General features: G+C 36.8%; 23 protein-coding genes, 1 pseudogene and 1 riboswitch. Of the genes and pseudogenes, 15 read left to right on the forward strand and 9 right to left on the reverse strand.

All coding sequences use genetic code 11. The features are described from left to right. Positions 1-144: 144 nt before the first annotated feature. Together BFL01S_RS06895 and BFL01S_RS06900 are read right to left on the reverse strand one after the other, a co-directional pair. On the reverse strand, positions 145-579 hold the full coding sequence (locus tag BFL01S_RS06895) for a hypothetical protein (RefSeq protein WP_025909942.1): 435 nt from the start codon (positions 577-579) through the stop codon (positions 145-147). Positions 580-707: 128 nt separating this feature from the next. After that, complete coding sequence (locus BFL01S_RS06900; protein ID WP_061785275.1) at positions 708-1,274, reverse strand: GNAT family N-acetyltransferase; 567 nt, start codon at positions 1,272-1,274, stop codon at positions 708-710. Between the two features lie 222 nt (positions 1,275-1,496). Between BFL01S_RS06900 and BFL01S_RS06905 the strand changes: the two genes are divergently transcribed. Continuing rightward, a complete protein-coding gene (locus BFL01S_RS06905; protein ID WP_061785276.1) occupies positions 1,497-2,294 on the forward strand; it encodes a sulfite exporter TauE/SafE family protein in 798 nt (265 codons plus the stop codon). Between the two features lie 35 nt (positions 2,295-2,329). On the opposite strand, the gene srtD is transcribed toward BFL01S_RS06905, so the two are convergent. The 3 genes from srtD to BFL01S_RS21230 all read right to left on the reverse strand — a co-directional run bounded on the left by srtD (position 2,330) and on the right by BFL01S_RS21230 (position 4,506). Then, the gene (srtD, locus tag BFL01S_RS06910; RefSeq protein WP_061785277.1) at positions 2,330-3,007 is read right to left on the reverse strand and encodes a class D sortase, LPxTATN-specific; all 678 of its coding nucleotides are present in this window, start codon (positions 3,005-3,007) and stop codon (positions 2,330-2,332) included. A gap of 1 nt (position 3,008) precedes the next feature. Then, entirely contained in the window at positions 3,009-4,115 is a 1,107-nt protein-coding gene (locus tag BFL01S_RS06915; protein WP_025909946.1) for a processed acidic surface protein, read from the reverse strand. 259 nt (positions 4,116-4,374) lie between these two features. Continuing rightward, entirely contained in the window at positions 4,375-4,506 is a 132-nt protein-coding gene (locus BFL01S_RS21230; RefSeq protein ID WP_256993296.1) for a hypothetical protein, read from the reverse strand. A 252-nt stretch (positions 4,507-4,758) separates the two neighbouring features. On the opposite strand from BFL01S_RS21230, the gene BFL01S_RS06920 reads away from it, so the two are divergent. From BFL01S_RS06920 to qoxD, 10 genes are all read left to right on the forward strand, one after another. Continuing rightward, positions 4,759-5,007: a YueH family protein gene (locus BFL01S_RS06920; protein ID WP_025909949.1), complete on the forward strand. Its 249-nt coding sequence runs from the start codon at positions 4,759-4,761 to the stop codon at positions 5,005-5,007. 114 nt (positions 5,008-5,121) lie between these two features. Continuing rightward, positions 5,122-5,181: riboswitch (Fluoride riboswitch) on the forward strand. Positions 5,182-5,232: 51 nt separating this feature from the next. After that, positions 5,233-5,640: a fluoride efflux transporter CrcB gene (gene crcB / locus BFL01S_RS06925; RefSeq protein ID WP_025909950.1), complete on the forward strand. Its 408-nt coding sequence runs from the start codon at positions 5,233-5,235 to the stop codon at positions 5,638-5,640. Continuing rightward, entirely contained in the window at positions 5,634-5,990 is a 357-nt protein-coding gene (gene crcB, locus BFL01S_RS06930; protein WP_025909951.1) for a fluoride efflux transporter CrcB, read from the forward strand. Before crcB (BFL01S_RS06925) ends, crcB (BFL01S_RS06930) begins: the two co-directional genes overlap by 7 nt. A gap of 170 nt (positions 5,991-6,160) precedes the next feature. Further along, positions 6,161-6,505, forward strand: a complete 345-nt coding sequence (locus BFL01S_RS06935) for a hypothetical protein (protein WP_061785278.1) — start codon at positions 6,161-6,163, stop codon at positions 6,503-6,505. Between the two features lie 37 nt (positions 6,506-6,542). Further along, a complete protein-coding gene (locus BFL01S_RS06940) occupies positions 6,543-6,803 on the forward strand; it encodes a metal-sensitive transcriptional regulator (protein ID WP_025909953.1) in 261 nt (86 codons plus the stop codon). A gap of 163 nt (positions 6,804-6,966) precedes the next feature. Next, positions 6,967-7,494 (forward strand): hypothetical protein, encoded by a 528-nt coding sequence (locus BFL01S_RS06945; protein WP_224840290.1) that lies wholly within the window; start codon positions 6,967-6,969, stop codon positions 7,492-7,494. Positions 7,495-8,063: 569 nt separating this feature from the next. Next, complete coding sequence (gene qoxA / locus BFL01S_RS06950) at positions 8,064-9,044, forward strand: cytochrome aa3 quinol oxidase subunit II (protein WP_061785280.1); 981 nt, start codon at positions 8,064-8,066, stop codon at positions 9,042-9,044. A gap of 38 nt (positions 9,045-9,082) precedes the next feature. Beyond that, the gene (gene qoxB, locus BFL01S_RS06955) at positions 9,083-11,026 is read left to right on the forward strand and encodes a cytochrome aa3 quinol oxidase subunit I (RefSeq protein WP_025909956.1); all 1,944 of its coding nucleotides are present in this window, start codon (positions 9,083-9,085) and stop codon (positions 11,024-11,026) included. Next, positions 11,026-11,634: a cytochrome aa3 quinol oxidase subunit III gene (qoxC, locus tag BFL01S_RS06960; RefSeq protein ID WP_025909957.1), complete on the forward strand. Its 609-nt coding sequence runs from the start codon at positions 11,026-11,028 to the stop codon at positions 11,632-11,634. Before qoxB ends, qoxC begins: the two co-directional genes overlap by 1 nt. Positions 11,635-11,637: 3 nt before the next feature. Further along, complete coding sequence (gene qoxD, locus BFL01S_RS06965) at positions 11,638-11,946, forward strand: cytochrome aa3 quinol oxidase subunit IV (protein WP_025909958.1); 309 nt, start codon at positions 11,638-11,640, stop codon at positions 11,944-11,946. Positions 11,947-11,985: 39 nt separating this feature from the next. Here the strand turns inward: qoxD and BFL01S_RS06970 are convergent, their stop codons facing one another. Continuing rightward, entirely contained in the window at positions 11,986-12,309 is a 324-nt protein-coding gene (locus BFL01S_RS06970; RefSeq protein WP_025909959.1) for a hypothetical protein, read from the reverse strand. Position 12,310: 1 nt separating this feature from the next. Then, complete coding sequence (locus BFL01S_RS06975; protein ID WP_025909960.1) at positions 12,311-13,090, reverse strand: undecaprenyl-diphosphate phosphatase; 780 nt, start codon at positions 13,088-13,090, stop codon at positions 12,311-12,313. 348 nt (positions 13,091-13,438) lie between these two features. Here BFL01S_RS06975 and BFL01S_RS06980 point away from each other — a divergent pair, with 348 nt between their 5' ends. Beyond that, positions 13,439-13,852, forward strand: coding sequence for a hypothetical protein (locus tag BFL01S_RS06980; RefSeq protein WP_025909961.1), 414 nt, complete (start codon positions 13,439-13,441; stop codon positions 13,850-13,852). Here BFL01S_RS06980 and BFL01S_RS06985 read toward each other — a convergent pair. After that, positions 13,850-14,098: pseudogene (locus BFL01S_RS06985) on the reverse strand (Rrf2 family transcriptional regulator); the annotation flags it as partial. The gene BFL01S_RS06980 and the pseudogene BFL01S_RS06985 overlap by 3 nt on opposite strands. A 194-nt stretch (positions 14,099-14,292) precedes the next feature. On the opposite strand from BFL01S_RS06985, the gene BFL01S_RS06990 reads away from it, so the two are divergent. Together BFL01S_RS06990 and BFL01S_RS06995 are read left to right on the forward strand one after the other, a co-directional pair. Next, entirely contained in the window at positions 14,293-14,853 is a 561-nt protein-coding gene (locus BFL01S_RS06990; RefSeq protein ID WP_061785281.1) for a GNAT family N-acetyltransferase, read from the forward strand. 172 nt (positions 14,854-15,025) lie between these two features. Further along, on the forward strand, positions 15,026-15,859 hold the full coding sequence (locus tag BFL01S_RS06995; RefSeq protein ID WP_061785282.1) for an LCP family protein: 834 nt from the start codon (positions 15,026-15,028) through the stop codon (positions 15,857-15,859). A 28-nt stretch (positions 15,860-15,887) separates the two neighbouring features. Here the strand turns inward: BFL01S_RS06995 and BFL01S_RS07000 are convergent, their stop codons facing one another. Beyond that, positions 15,888-16,163: a hypothetical protein gene (locus BFL01S_RS07000; RefSeq protein ID WP_025909964.1), complete on the reverse strand. Its 276-nt coding sequence runs from the start codon at positions 16,161-16,163 to the stop codon at positions 15,888-15,890. Positions 16,164-16,327: 164 nt separating this feature from the next. Between BFL01S_RS07000 and BFL01S_RS07005 the strand changes: the two genes are divergently transcribed. Next, the gene (locus tag BFL01S_RS07005) at positions 16,328-16,765 is read left to right on the forward strand and encodes a hypothetical protein (protein WP_061785283.1); all 438 of its coding nucleotides are present in this window, start codon (positions 16,328-16,330) and stop codon (positions 16,763-16,765) included. The last annotated feature ends 32 nt before the right edge of the window (positions 16,766-16,797 follow it).

A 16,797-nucleotide genomic window follows, 5' to 3' on the forward strand; every position in this document is an offset into this window, starting at 1 on the left:
GCGCAGCGAGGAAGCTCGGATTCCTCTCCGCGGAAAGCGAGTGGCCGTAGCGCAATGGAACGAACGTGTTCAGGTAACGTAAAGAGGTGAGAAAAGGGAGTGTTCATCTTTTTGGAAATTTGTTTTGTTATGTCCCACCCTCTTTTAGAAAATGATGATAAATTCATGAATAAGTAATAATAGAAAGAAGAGAGTCACAATGAGGTGTTGGTTATCAGGAACAAGGTTTGTTCTAATGGAGGGGAGTATTTTACTTGTTCTGCTATAAAGCTGTTCATATTCATGTTTTGTCACTCGGTGAGCACCTAAAAAATACGGAAACCACCAAGTGAAGATGTGAGAAATGAATAAGATAATAGTGATAACAAAAGCTACCTTAGTAGTAAAAGGTAAATTAATGTACATACAGCAACCAATAGTTAAAAGGGGAATATATTGATACAACAGCTCACTTTTGCGATGGACAGACGTTTTCTTTTGAAGATCGTTAAATGGATATAAAGGACATAAGTTTTTAATTAGTAGATAGACAAAAAATAAGACAACCACTAATAAGCTCCATGCATGTAAAGAAATCATTGAACTCACTCCTATGATGTTAGCCTACTAATATATATACGATTTTCAAGAGTAAACATTCTGAATAAGGCATGGTTTAATTTACGTGAAAAAGCCACATTAGCGCATGACAGCGCTAGCGTGGCTTTTTATAATGCTGTTTCTTTTGAATTTAGCTTCTTCCATTCATGTTGGAGAATTCCATAAATCACAAGGTCATGGTAATGGTCATATAAATATTCTCCGTCACGACAAATGCCTTCTTCAGTAAAGCCTAATCGTGTGGGAACGGCACGGCTTTTGTGGTTATCAACCCCACAGCGAATTTCTACTCGGTGAAGTTTCAGCGTATCAAATGCGTAAGTAAGGCAACCGTGTACAGCTCTGGTCATAATACCTTTTCCTTGAAACTGCTCCCCAATCCAATAGCCAAGGCTAGTGCTTTTATTCCCCCAGTTAATTGCATGAAATCCAACCATGCCAGCAATTTCATCATAGTAGCGAATAATTGCTTGAAAACCTTGATTGTTATAATATTGAGTTCGCCATTCGGGGATTAAATCATCGTAATCGGAGATGCTTCTCATACTGTCAACCCACGGCAACCACTCCCGCAGATAAGGTCGTGATTCATTTACAAGAGATAAAAGTGGAAATGCATCACTTGGCTCAATTAACTGTAAACTAATCTCTTTATCAATTTTATACTCAAACATAAAACAACCTCCGAAATTAATAAGAATAAGCATTAAATATACCTTTATCATAGCATATTTATAAACTGTTTTTTTGAATTTTTCTATAGTTCAGAATGGTTTTAGAATCATAAAAAGCCAAATAAATGGTAAGAATTATCTTACATGAAAACAAGACAGTGCTATAATGAGAAAGGATGAACTACTACTAAGGCTACATGTTGTAATTTAGAAGGTGACAAGATGGACGTACAGTTATTACTGACAGTATTTGCGTTGGGATTTTTAGGCTCATTTTTAGCGGGTATGCTTGGTATTGGAGGCTCGGTTATTTTATATCCAGTTTTACTTTTTGTACCACCTCTTATTGGAGTAGGGGCATTTACAGCGCATGAAGTAGCGGGAATCGGAGCGGTACAGTCTTTATTTGCATCAATTTCTGGAACGCTTGCCTATAAAAAAGGCGGCTTTTTACATAAATCACTTATCATTTATATGGGAACGAGCGTGTTGCTTGGAAGTCTCGTTGGTTCAACTCTGTCTAATTCGTTTTCAGAAGATACCATTAATTTAATCTATGGAGTAATGGCTACAATTGCTGCAATTCTTATGTTTACACCTAAGAAGCCTACACAAGATGAGAACAAAATGGAGGTCTGGTTTTCAAAAAAACTAGCTGTTCCGCTTTCTTTAGCCGTAGGTATATGTGGAGGGATTGTGGGAGCAGGTGGTGCTTTTTTGCTTGTTCCAATTATGATTACCATATTAAAAATACCGGTAAGAGTGACAATTGCTAGCTCACTAGCAGTGACCTTTTTATCTTCAATTGGAACAACCTTCGGAAAAGTGGCTACTGGACAAGTGTTAGTGCTACCTGCGCTGATGATTATCGGTGCAAGCTTACTAGCAGCGCCAATTGGAGCATTTGTTGGTCAAAAGACAAAAGTGAGTTCCCTTCAAGTTGTTTTAGCTATTGTTATTACCGCGACTTCGTTAAAAATCTGGTTTGATTTACTAAAAAAGTCAATCTCTTTCCATTAAATAAAAAAGATAGCGTGATTGAAACGCTATCTTTTTTATGTTGTTTTTGAAGAAACAAGATGTGCCACTAGGATGTAGCGTTCTGGCGCAGAACCTATAAAGTTAAAAGGGTAACAAGTACTGACTGTTAGAGTAGCTCTTGGTTTAGGAACAATTACGGTTCGATCATCGGCATCGACAATTCGCACTTTATTAACTCGATACGTAAATGATCCCGCTTCTGTATGAACTAATAACAAGTCTCCTTCTCCAACTTCCCCTAGTTTTCGAAAGACTGTATCACGATGACCGGATAGCACAGAATTGTCGCTTTCTCCAGGCAACACGCTGTCTGCAAAATGACCAACGCCTTTTTCAAGCTCATCTTCGTTAGTACCATGATAAATTGGAAGCGTAGCCTTCAGCTTTGGAATTTCTAGTTCACCCATTAAGTCTCCTATTTTAGGCTGTGAAGGATAAGATGCATCTTTCTTTTTGATTTCCTTTAAAGAACTGCTGTTTTCTTTCTCTATAGGCTGCCCTGCTTTTGCTTCAGCAGGTGCTGTTACCTGTGGTTCAACAGCACCTGTTTTATAAGCAAAATATCCTTTAGCAAACTTATAAGCATTAGTAGTGGTAAACCATAGGCCGAAACAAAGAACCCCTACAATAATCGAAAGAAAAATCAATCGCTTTTTGCGACTGATTTTTCCTTTTGAACTTCTTGGTTCCATATCATGCTCGTCTCACTTTACGATATGCAGCAAATGCTAACAAAACAAGGGCTGATCCAATTAAAGTGTTTAATAAATAGTCTGAAGCCGTATTTGGTAAGCGAGCTCCTTTAACAGTCTTCTTTACTTCAGCTTTTTTTACTTCTATTTTTTGAACTTTTTCTTTAACAGGTGCTTGTTTTACAATGTTATTTACATTTTGAGCAGATTTTTCAATGCTCGTTCCTGTGTTTGCAACCGTATCCGAATTAACCATTTCACCTGTGATAATCATATCAGCTAAAAATTTGCCGTCAGCTGTATATAGGTTAATTTTTAAGCTAGCATTTTTTAATTCTTTCATATTCATTAAATCAAATAAAGATAATGTCTTTTCGGTTCCGTCTTGAATCAACGTATATGTTGCTTTCATTTTAAAGATAGAAAGCATTTCGTTATAAATTGACATTAGTTCCGCAATTTGATCAGAAGTTAGTTCAGTTGTTGTATCAAAGTCTTCAAAAGCTGCTAGACGCTCGGCAAGTGCCATTAAGCGATTTAACGTTTCTTCATCCGCAAGCTCATCTTCAATTGACATTAAGTGATCGTTAATGCGCTCTAACTCTTCACGCGTTAGTCCAAACTCATCTTCCAACATTTTTAAAGCAGATTCAAAATCATCAGTACTAATCTCGTCCGCATACTCTTCATCATCGGCATAGTCAAACTCATCTTCTAAATAGAAAAAAACTGTTTGGTCTAAATCATCAACAAATACGTAATCATTTAAATCTTCACCATTTTCTTCTAATAATGATTGAAGAGATTTTTGATTTAAGTCATAGCTTTCATAGATAGAGCTTAAATTGCTTAAGTCGCTTTTGATGACGTCACCCAAAAATTCTTTTAATTCTTCCACAGTATCAAAGTTTGATAATTCCTCATCGTAAAGTGAAAGTGAAAACTCAATATCATCTTTTGAAACATCAAACCCACGAGTAGTACTGACAGTTGTTAAATATTTCGTCAAGTCTGCTTCAAATGTTTTGGACTGAGCAGCAAATGACACAGCAGGAAAGCAACTAATCATCAGTAGTAAAGCAAGTAAAATTGAAACCCCTTTTTTCATCTCTCATTCTCCTTTTTATGTAGTCTAGAAGATTATAAGTTATGAGTAATATTTTTACAATACTAGATATTAAAGTTTTTATATGGTAAATTATAACTTTTAGATTGAGTGTTAATATATCAAAAAAGACAGCTCACTTCTTATTTAACAGAAAAGAAATGAGCTGTCTTTATTCATAAATGTTACCGCTCTCTATGTTAAGGTAACTAAAAAAGGGAAGACAAAGAGCGTATGTAGTGATATTCGTTACCGTTACGGTTTAAGGCTTTAATAGCGAAAGGGTTGAAAAATGAGAACGAGGCTTTGTAAGCTCAATTTTTATCCCTTTTAGTTTTAAACGCTCAACAAACTGTTTGCGCTTTTGACGTTTTTCTTTTGGGGAACGATCCATTGTTTACCTCAACCTCCATTTAGTTAGGTACATCTTAATATACTCATCATACCAAAAAATTGCATATATACAATAAACATTGCAAGATATTCACAAAGATTTAAAAAATGAAGCATTACTTTCTTTTTAACTAGTATTCTATACCCTATTTTTAAACCCTTTAACATGGCAAAAGAAGCTAATGCGCATTGATATTTCTTTATGTGTATCATATGATGATACACATAAAGCTTATATAGAGGTGATAAGTAGATGAAAATTCGTAAAGCATATATTCGCATAGACGAAAAAGTCATTGAAAATGTATTTGTTCATGAAAATAAAAAGGAAGAACAAACGCTAATTGCAATTCCAGATTTGGAATGGTCAACCATTATCCCTTACGAAGAAGAAATTCAAGAGTGTAAAGATCGACTACGGACATCGTTAGCTTCTAAAGTCAGTGAAGAGGTAGCGGAGCAACTAACGAGAAAAATTAATTTTTGGGTACGAGAGATGTAAAAAAGAGAGAGTAACCAAAAGAATAATAATATCTTTCACTTCATTATTTTCCTGGATTTTCCACGATTAGCTCTTGATAAATGGAATGGATTATGTAAAATGAATGTAGGAAACAAAATATACGGCGATGGAGTTCGCCAAAACTGCTGCAAAGCTAATGACTCCTACCCATATACAGGGTAGGAGTCTATTTTTTTGTTCATAATTAAGAAAGAGGTGAAGAAGATGACGTATTTACTAGTAGGTATAGGAGGTATTCTTGGAAGCTTGCTTCGCTACTATCTCGGTGTGTTTACACATTCATGGTGGGCATACAGCTTTCCATTAGGAACGTTAATAACGAACTTGATGGGCTGCTTTATTTTAGGTTGGTTTACATATCGAATGATTAAAATGAATGTGTTTCCTTCTGCTGTTTTAGCTGGCATCGGTACAGGGTTCGTAGGTTCTTTCACGACGTTTTCTACCTTTAGTGTCGAAACCGTTACTTTAATCAAAAACGATACCAGTCTGTTAGCTTTTCTTTATGTAGCACTTAGTTTATTTGGTGGTTTACTGATGTCTTGGTCTGGTTACCGAGTAGGGGATCGTTCAGCCAATAAGCTGAAAAAGAAAGGAGAACAGCTATTATGACAGCTTTACTCATTGCACTGGGTGGGTTTTTAGGTGCCATAGCCAGGTATGTGCTAAGTACGTGGATGAATCAAAAATCAACTACAGGGTTTCCAATTGGCACTTTATGCGTCAATTTAGTAGGCTCATTTCTACTAGGCATCCTGGTTGGGAATGGAATGACATCTGGGGTGTATTCTTTTTTAGGAGTGGGTTTTATGGGGGCATTTACGACATTTTCGACGTTTAAGCTGGAAAATATCCACCTTCATGAAAAGAAAATGCATACGGTTCTATTTCCTTATTTGGCGTTTAGTTATATTGGAGGTATTGTGTTAGCTTTTATAGGAATGTTAGCCGGTGCTCTCTAAAAAATCTTGATTGTAACAAAGGGCTATTTAAAGAAAAGCCAATTTATTTTTTCTGCACGCTTTTTTCCATTTGAAACTATATTATGAAGAAACTTTTTTGTTGACGTACGTTCTAGATGACAGCTATGATGATACTAATATGGGTATGAAGTTACGTCAGGGAGGATACAATGATACTACTTTATATTGGTGTAATCTTATTTTGTTGTGCTATTATGTTTAGTTTATATAATCGCCATGTGCCCGTTCATGGAATTAAGAAGCTTTCTACGCTTGACTGTGAGACTGCGGAAATTGCAGTCGTAGATGTTCGACATTTTCATGAAATGAAACATAAACCTTGTCAAAAAGCTATACACATTCCGCTGCCGTACTTGGAAAGACAACATGTTGAAATTCCGTCAAAACAAGTAGTAGTTATTGCACCGGATACAATTGCAAGAAACTTAAGCATTCGTAAGCTGCAAAAGTATGGCTATCAAGTAAAGGGATATTGCTGTGCATGTGAAGGATAAGTCATTAGTAACGCACAAAATATAGGAGGGATACTGCGTGAATTATACTGATCAGACAAAAAATCGGTTAAAGCGAGTAGAAGGTCAAGTGCGAGGCGTACTGCGTATGATGGAAGAAGATAAAGACTGTAAAGACGTTGTAACGCAATTATCAGCTGTTCGAAGCGCAGTCGACCGAACCATTGCTCAGATTGTTGCGCTAAACTTAGAACAATGTATTGTTGAAAGACAACAAGCTGGAGAAGAGACTGCAAAAGTCGTAGAAGAAGCAATTGCCTTATTAGTAAAGAGTCGATGAGTAGAAAAGTTATCTGACGAAAGTCTGATAGCTTTTTTTTTGATTTTCATGCATAATTCGTACATATTATTTTTTAACGTCACTCACTAAATGGAAAGGAGCGTGAATACCAATTCGAAAGTTTAAGCGACTCTTAGTTCTAATCATTCTTATAGGTGCTATTGTGGGAGGTATTGAATTTCTTCGATATCCAATTCACAGCAACGCTAAGGATGTTGAAGAGCATATAAGAAAATGGAAAGGGATGGGGGACATTAACGGTTCCAAAAAGCTTGACATTCGAGAAATCCAAAAAATTAGCAGTTCGGACACATATGTTGCGTTATTCACTATTCCTGGTAGTGGAGAAGGAATGGCGATTTTAAAAGAAGGATGGAGCAAAAGGTTACGGATTGAAGTAATGACAAAGATGAACAATCTTGTTGAGTATGATGATATACATACTAATAAAGGGACGTATGCGCTGTTTTTAGGAAAGAACCCAAGTAAACAAATACATCGAGTGAAGGCCTCACTTGTAAATGACAATTATACGTTTGATATTAAAGTTCCCAAAGGAGAATATTTTATTTCATATCAACCTGTGCCAAAATATGTTGAAAAGCCATTTCCAGCGGATCTTATTTTATTGAATAATTCAGGAGATGACATCACTGTTAAGGAATATATGGATCAAGAGCTGCGTGAATAACACGCAGCTTCTTTTAGTATGTAGACAACATACATGTCACATGTCAATTTTTGAACTTTTTGTGAAGTATATAACAAAAGCATTTAATGTGTAATATACTGTAAATGGGCGGTAATCGAACCTACCAAACTTGAATATTGATTGACACAATTCTGTATAGATTTTGTCACAAAATATTCAATAATAGATGAAACCCCTTTTGTATCAAGGGTGATTGCGGTTACATTACATGAATTACCTTTAAAAAGGTAAGTTTCGGTAAGAAAATGCAACATTCATCCTTTTATTTACATTTATTCCTTGTCGAATATATGCTAAAATATCGCAAGGATTGAAGTGTTCTTTGACCTCATGTTTTTACACTATCTTAGAATATTTTCAAAATAAGAAAATCGACAAAAAGTGACGAAAAAATTGTCACTTTGTATTACAATAGTAATGGTTGATGTATAACATGAGTTTAAAGAGATTTTGTATTAAAGCTTTCTATAGTTAACTAGATAGAAAGTTTTAAAGATGATCTAATTTAGAGGCTTCGCATCATGAGTTGTTAGAAAGGAGAGTTTTTAGTGAAACCAAAAAAAGGATTTTGGAAGCTAGCAGGTTTATTTTCTGCACTTTCAGTATTTTTCTTGAGCGGCTGTTCAGAATTAGCCGTTTTGAATCCTCAAGGTCCTGTCGCTAAAGAACAAGCTGACCTTATTGTTTGGTCGCTTTGGATGATGGCGATTGTGGTCGTAGTAGTATTTGCAATCTTTGCTTACGTACTTATTAAATTTCGTGAAAGACCTGACAACATGGACTATGAGCCACCAGAACAAGAGGGTAACTTAAAGATGGAGATTATCTGGACTGCGTTCCCGATTATTATCTTAATTCTTTTAGCAATCCCAACTGTAAAATCAATTTATGCTCTTGAAGAACCACCGAAAAATGAGCAAACAAAAATTGAAGAACCGTTAACAATTCATGTTACTTCAGCAAACTGGAAATGGATTTTCAGTTATCCGGAAGAAAACATTGAAACAGTTAACTATGTAAACATTCCAGAAGATCGTCCAGTTCGCTTTGAATTGACGTCTCAAGGTTCAATGAACTCGTTCTGGGTACCGGAGCTTGGTGGACAAAAGTATTCAATGAACAACATGGCGATGGATTTATATCTTCAAGCTGATAACCCAGGTTCTTATATCGGACGAAGTGCTAACTTCTCAGGTGAGCACTTTACAGATATGGAATTTGAAGTGTTAGCCCAAACTCACGAAGACTATGAAGAGTGGGTTGACGAAGTGAAGGCAACAGCTAAGCCATTAACTGAAGAGAAGTATGATGAAATTATTGAACCAGGTGTAGTAGGTCGCATGACGTTCAACGGTACGCACTTAGAGTGGGTTAACCACGCAAAAGACGCATACATCCCTGGTAAAGTAGACGAGCGCGGCATGAACATGGGAGATGGCAATCACAACCATGGCAGCGACGATAGCAAAAAAGAAAGCGACGAAAGCCATGACGAGCATGAAGGTCATGATGAACATGAAGGTCATTAATACGGGCCTAAATAAACGTACGATTGGGGGAAGACATAATGAAGCTAGATGAATTCTTTGTCACTGGCGATCCCGTCATTTATGCAGCTGACGCAGCGATTGTCTTGACAACCATCGGTATCATTTTTGTCTTAACATATTTCAAAAAATGGAAATGGTTATGGACAGAATGGTTAACAACAGTAGACCATAAAAAACTTGGTGTAATGTATATTCTTGCAGCCGTCTTAATGCTTTTCCGTGGCGGTGTAGATGGACTTATGATGCGTATGCAGTTAGCGTTCCCGGATATGAATATCCTGAACCCGCATCACTATAACGGCGTATTTACAGCTCATGGTGTTATCATGATTCTATTCATGGCAATGCCATTCTTGATTGGTTTAATGAACGTTGTCGTTCCGCTTCAAATTGGAGCGCGTGACGTAGCATATCCGTTCTTGAACGCAGTAAGTTTCTGGACATTCTTTATGGGAGCTATGTTATTTAACATCTCTTTCGTTATTGGAGGAGCTCCTGATGCTGGTTGGACATCATATTTCCCTCTGGCCGGAAAAGAATTTAGTGAAAGTATAGCGAACAACTACTATGCAATTGCTATTCAGATTGCCGGTGTTGGTACCCTAATGACAGGTATTAACTTCTTAGTTACGATTTTAAAAATGCGTGCACCAGGCATGACGTTAATGAAAATGCCAATGTTTACTTGGTCAATTTTAGTTACGTCAGTTATTATCATCTTTGCGTTCCCTGTATTAACAGTAGCGCTTGCGTTAATGACGCTTGACCGCGTATTCGACACAGCATTCTTTACGGTTGCCAACGGTGGTCTCCCGATGATGTGGGCAAACCTATTCTGGATTTGGGGACATCCTGAAGTATATATCGTAATTTTACCGGCGTTCGGTATTTTCTCTGAAATCATTAGTACACATTCTCGCAAAAACCTATTTGGTTATAAAGCGATGATTATCTCAATGGTTGGTATCGCGTTCTTAAGTTACATTGTATGGGTTCACCACTTCTTTACAATGGGTAACGCGCCTGCAGTTAACTCGTTCTTCTCGATTACAACGATGTTAATCGCTGTTCCAACCGGAGTTAAAATATTTAACTGGCTCTTTACCATGTATAAAGGCCGTATTAAATTTACAACATCAATGCTATGGTCACTTGCGTTTATCCCAAACTTCGTTATTGGTGGGGTAACTGGGGTAATGCTTGCAATGGCTTCAGCTGACTATCAGTACCATAACAGTTACTTCCTAGTAGCTCACTTCCACTATGTATTAATCTCAGGAACAGTATTTGCATGTTTCGCTGGATTATACTACTGGTATCCAAAGATTTTCGGTCACACGCTGAACGAAAAGCTAGGAAAAATCTCTTTCTGGATCTTCGTTGTTGGATTTAACGTATGTTTCTTCCCACAATATTTCCTAGGTCTAGATGGTATGACTCGTCGTATGCAAACTTATTCAGAAACATTAGGTTGGGGAACATTAAACTTAATTTCAACAATCGGTGCTTTCTTAATGGGTGCAGGTTTCATCGTATTGGTTGTAAATTTACTTTGGAGCGCTTGGAAAAACAAACGCGACACTGCAAACGACCCATGGGATGGACGTACGCTTGAATGGTGGACTAAATCACCAGTTCAACACTATAACTTTGCGGTAGTTCCACATGTGAAAGAAATGGATGAGTTCTGGCACATGAAAAAACGTGGAGAAACAAAAATTAAAGAAGAAGACATTAAACCAATTCATTTACCAAGCAACTCAGGTATCCCATTCATCTCAGGTGTATTCTGGTTCATCGGTGGATTTGGACTTGTCTTTGAATGGATGCCAATGGCGATCTTCGGATTAATCGGAATTTTAGCTTGTCTAGTTGCACGATCATTTGACTATGATGAAGGCTTCTATGTTCCGGTAGATGAGATTAAACAAACAGAAGGTATTACAGGGGGTGACAAATAATGGGTGGACATTTAGATAAGTCATTACCACTCGAGTATCAAGATCACCAGGGCCGAATGAATATTCTCGGCTTCTGGATTTTCTTGGGTGCGGAAATTGCACTGTTCTCTACGCTGTTTGTCACGTATTTAACGTATCATACTCGTACAGCTGGAGGCCCTGGACCACAAGATTTATATATTGTTGAAACGTTTATGATTCAAACAGTTTTACTATTAGTAAGTAGTTTCACAATGGGAATCGTTGTATGGCACATGCGTAATAATAACTTAAAAGGGTTAATTACTTGGCTAGTTATTACGCTTTTACTAGGTGCAGGATTCTTGTACTATGAAATTGAAGAGTTCATTCTTTATGCAGCTCACGAAGGTGCAACAATGCAAACTAGTGCATTCTTGTCTTCATTCTTTGCGCTGTTGGGAACACATGGACTTCACGTAACGATGGGTATTGGTTGGGCAATTTTACTTATTATCCAGTTAGTAAAGCGCGGCTTAACGCCTGTTACAGCAAGAAAAGTATTTATTATCGGTTTATACTGGCATTTCCTTGACGTAGTATGGATTTTCATCTTTACGTATGTATACTTGAACGGATTGGTGGGATAAGACATGGAAAACAAACAAGGCCAAAAAGCAGGATTTCCGCTTAGTCATGTAATGGGGCTTATCCTTTCTTTAGCACTAACGTTTGCAGCGCTTGGATTAGTTATGTTAGCTGACTTATCAAGAGGCGTAACGATGACACTAATCTCAATTCTTGCGTTCTTACAAGCAGCTATGCAGCTTGTGATGTTCATGCACATGACTGAAAGTGAAAACGGCAAGGTACAAGTTGCAAATATGCTTTATAGCTTCTTTATTGCACTATGTATCGTTGTTGGTACGCTTTGGATCTTAGCAGATCACTTTAACCATTAATACAAAAAGCCACTTACTTCTGCGTAAGTGGCTTTTTTACTATTCATTAGTAGCCTTATATCGAAGTGTTTGATAGTGACCTGTGGCCACTCGGTCGACCACTTCACCCTCCTCATTTGTATATACCTCGTATTCCTCATAAACTTCAACATCAAAACCATTGATTCTTTCAGTTGTTATAAGAACATTTTTAAGGCTCATTTCAACGTCTTCATCGTTACTTGAAGCTTCTACTTCACCGCTGTCTAAAGAAAGAGGTGAGACGGCTTCAAAGTATTCTTGAGACTCGTTGTCCATGTAGCTAATCACAACCATGATTCCAATAAAAAAGATTCCTAAAAACAATATACGAGCTGATGTCATCTTAAAAGACCCCCGTAAATTGACATACTAAAACAACTAAGCCAAGAATCCATACGTAAACAGCAAATGTTTTTAGAGAATGATGCTTTAAATAGTGAATCATCCATTTTACGGCCATATAGCCAAAAAGCGCAGCCGAACATGTTGCTACAAATAAAGAGAAAAACGAGATGTATTCCACACCACCACCGACAACATCTTTAAGCTGTAAAAGAACGGCTCCACATATGGCTGGCGTTGACAGTAAAAAAGAAAAGTAAGCAGCTGTTTCTCGGTCTAGCTTACGCATTAAAGCAGCTGCCATTGTTAGACCAGAACGTGAAACGGCAGGAAAGATGGCGGCTGCTTGAAAGGTACCGATAAACAGTGCGTCCTTGTAGGAAATATCGTGCATCTTTTTTGCTCCTTTTTTTACTGAGTCAGCAAACCATAAGAAAAGACCTGTTACAAGAAATTCCCATCCAATTGTAGAACCTGTAATTGAGATTTCCTCAAAATAATCTTTAAATAATAAGCCAACCACAACAGCTGGAATCGTACCAATGATTAGCAAGAAGGTAAGCTTGCTAAACGGGTGACGAATCATGTGCCACAGCTCGTCTTTATAAAAGACAAAAATAGCAAGCAAGGTTCCAATATGTAGCATCGTATCTAGGTACAAACCTGCGCTATCTAATCCAAATAAGTGTCGACCTAAATACAAGTGCCCTGTGCTACTAATGGGTAAAAACTCTGTTAACCCTTGAATGATTCCTAAAATTAATGCTTCAATCCATGACATATTTTCACCTCTTAAAGCGTGTCCTTGTATTATTGTATCGACCAAAAGGCATGAACATGACAAAAATTAATGAGAATGGTTAGATAAAGCAAAAAAATTAGAGTCCACTATTAGTGTTTCTAACTGCATGCAACAACTAATGGCTATATTGAAATAGAGATTAAAGCATAGTTAGTAATTGATCAAACTAAAAGGTGAATCTTTGCTTAGAAGGTTGAAATCAACATGGATAAACTTAAGTGATTACACAAACGATAAGTTTGAAACCAACATAACGTTTGTGCAAGAAAAATGGATATTTAGCTTGCGGTATACAAATTTGTATTCATCAAACGGAGGTGGGAACTCATGATAAAAAAAGTGTGCATAGCACTTATTTTATGCTTCATTGGAATTCATTCACATGTAGCAATGGGAGAACAACCTAAAGTGGAAGTGTTTCAACTTGATACAGGTAAGGTCATTCGGGTAGCTGATAAAACTGAAGTTGTTCAAAAAGAGGTTGAAAAAAGCATCGCTTCCATTACTGGGATTTATAAAAAAGTAAATCCTTTACCTAAAACCGGTTATTTGGTAAAGGTACCATTAGACCCCGCTGTACAAGTGCAGCAAAAAGGGTTAGATGTGTTAGCTAGTGAAGCTGTTGTTGTATTAAGCCCAAATGAGCAACCTGTACTCATGCTATACGATAATGAAAACAAAATTTATTTTTTTGAATTTACCTATGACATCTCTACGTTACGAAAAGAATTAGAATTGTAAAAGAAAGCTCCGCATAGAGATGTCGGAGCTTTCTTCATTAGTAACATACACATCATATATATAGATATCTTCAGGTTTTTTCTTTAGTTTAAAGCCTCCTTTTACACCTGAGACGCAAGTGATGAGATCCGCATGAACTAGCTTTATTAACAGTTTTTGGAAATAAAAAAGAGAAGCGCCTAGCTGCTTACTCATTGCATCTGCTGGCAATACAGCTTTGGAAGGTAAAAAGTGAAGAAGTACCATGGCCTATACAGATTGTTCAACGCCTGTTTTCATATGCAAAGTATATCAAACCTTTCTAAAGTGGATAATAATTATCCACTTTAATCGTTTTATTTGAGAATACCAAATAAATTTTTCGGATTATTTGACAGTTAATTCAAACAACTATAATATATTTAGAAAAATCAAATATTTTACGATGGGGTGGGAATGCGATGATTGAATTAAGACCGTTCACAAAAAAAGATATAAAAGAACTCATTGAATGGATTCCCTCAGAAGCCTTTATGATTCAGTGGAGTGGCTCCACGTTTGCATATCCACTTACGCCTCGCCAGCTCAAAGAGTATATCCGCTATGCCAATTATGAAGGAGCTCATACGTATGCTTTCTCCGTTTTTCATCAACAAACCGGCCAGCTAGTTGGTCATATTTCTCTTGCTCATATTGATTATCACCATAAGACGGGCAGAATTGGTCGAGTATTGCTCAAAGAAGAGGAAAGAGGAAAAGGATACTGTAGTGATATGTTTGACCATGTTTTATCATTCGGTTTTGATGTGTTAGGACTTCATCGTATTTCCCTGGGCGTATTTGACTTCAATAAAGCTGCTATTAAGTCATACGAGCGTATTGGGTTTTTACGTGAAGGGATGATGCGAGATGTAAAGCACGTGAACGGACAGTATTGGAGCTTAATTGAAATGAGCATGATTGATTATGAGTGGAAACAAAGAGAAGAAAGTTCTGCGGAAGCAATAAAACATATTCAGTAAAATGAAACCGGATTGAAAAACTCAATCCGGTTTTTTGCGTCAAACCCTTTTGTCATTTTATTTTCGCGCTTCTAATTATACTTAGCAGGTATAAATCTTTGAAAAAAAAGGCATATAGGAAGTAAATAAGCTAATAAAAGCAGCGGAGGGACAGAAGGGAGAGACATAAGTTATGAAGTTCAAGTACACGTTACTTTCCGTACTCATATTTCTTGGTTGCGTCTTAACTGGGGTCTTATATGTTTTTAGTGAAAAAAAAGTTGAGGCAAAGGAATTTAACATGCTCGTAATGGGTGTAGATGAACGAGAAGAAGATACGGGACGTTCAGACGTACTAATGGTTGTTCATTTTAATTCAGAAAATGGACATTTGAAAATGATGCCTATCCCTCGAGATACGCGTGTGAAAATTAAAGGACAAGCAGAAATGGAAAAGATTAATCATGCCTATAAGTACGGTGGAATTAAACTAACAGTCGACACTGTCGAACAATTCTTAAATATGCCAATTGATTACTATGTCAAAGTAAACATGGAAGGATTTAAAGCGGTCGTGGATGAGATAGGTGGTGTAACGGTTGATAATCCGTTTCCATTCACATTTGCATCTTATTTATTTCCGCAGGGTGAAACAAACTTAAACGGTGAAAAAGCTTTAGCTTATGTAAGGATGAGACATGAGGATCCTAAAGGAGACATTGGTCGTAATGAAAGACAAAAACAAGTAGTAGAAGCGCTCTTAGACAAAGGAATGAGTATGTCAACGGTAGCTAATCTTCCCAATCTCTTAAATATTACAAAGCAATACGTTGATACAAACGTAACGATTAAAGACGCGTTAGCTGTATATAACGTAATGGAAAAAGGCAAACCAACGTTTGAAACAGTACATGTAGAAGGAGAAACGCAAATAGTAGACGGAACATGGTACTATATTGTAAAAGACCAGGAGAAGGCGCATATAAAAGCCATGCTATATGGAGATAATCCATCGGAAGAACACTGAAAAAGCGCGCAGCCTGCGCGCTTTTTGTTTAATTCATTTCTTGTTCGCCAATTTCTTCTTGACGTTGCAAACAAGAAATCTGCTTTTTTTCTGGGTGAATATTAAAGGTATATCCCCACGTTTGAATCTTTTCAAGGATAATTTCCTCTTTTTTAAAGCCAAAAATGAGTACGATATCTTGATTTTCATCTAATAGTAAATATTTTTCATCTTTTCTCCACATTGTTAGGTTAGCTGCATAAAAGAAATTCCAACCATTATTCATACGATGACCTGTTGCTTGATTTTTATAGTTTAAAATCATAATAATTTCCTCCAATAGACAAACTTTCTAGTAAAATAGTTCATTTCTCATTATAAACAGTTCTTTCTTATAAATCTATAAGACGAATGAAGCATAAAATGATAAAATGTTTACGTTAGATTTTCTAGCAATATACCGTCTTTTTATTAGAAAGGAGATTTGTAATGAGCATATGGTATTTTATCATCGGAGCACTAATTGCCGTTATCGGAATGCTGTTTATTTATCAGTCAACCATTTATACAATTGAAGGTAAGCTACAGGAAGACAAAACAGATAATGAGATTTATCAAGATCTTGTTCGTATTCAGACTATGTTTTTTATTAAACACGCGGTAGTAGAAATTGTTCCGTTAATTTTAATCGTATTAGCATTTATGAACCCAGAACCTGCTTCAAGCATGAGTCCATTAATTATTGTGGCTGTCGTTTGGATTGGAGCGATGCTTCGCATTTATCAAACTCACCAACAGGTGGCAAACAGGATAGAAAAACAGCAGTTCCGAGGGTTTCTAACAAAATTTATGATGATAGAGATTGGGTTGATCAGTGCCTTTCCAATTATAGCAATTGTCGGTGCACTTACGCTTAGTGTAGGGTAATACATAAAAGCGTCTATATTAGTAACCTCTCT

This window comes from Priestia flexa NBRC 15715 (assembly GCF_001591565.1).
In the GTDB taxonomy this organism is placed as follows: Bacteria; Bacillota; Bacilli; order Bacillales; family Bacillaceae_H; genus Priestia; species Priestia flexa.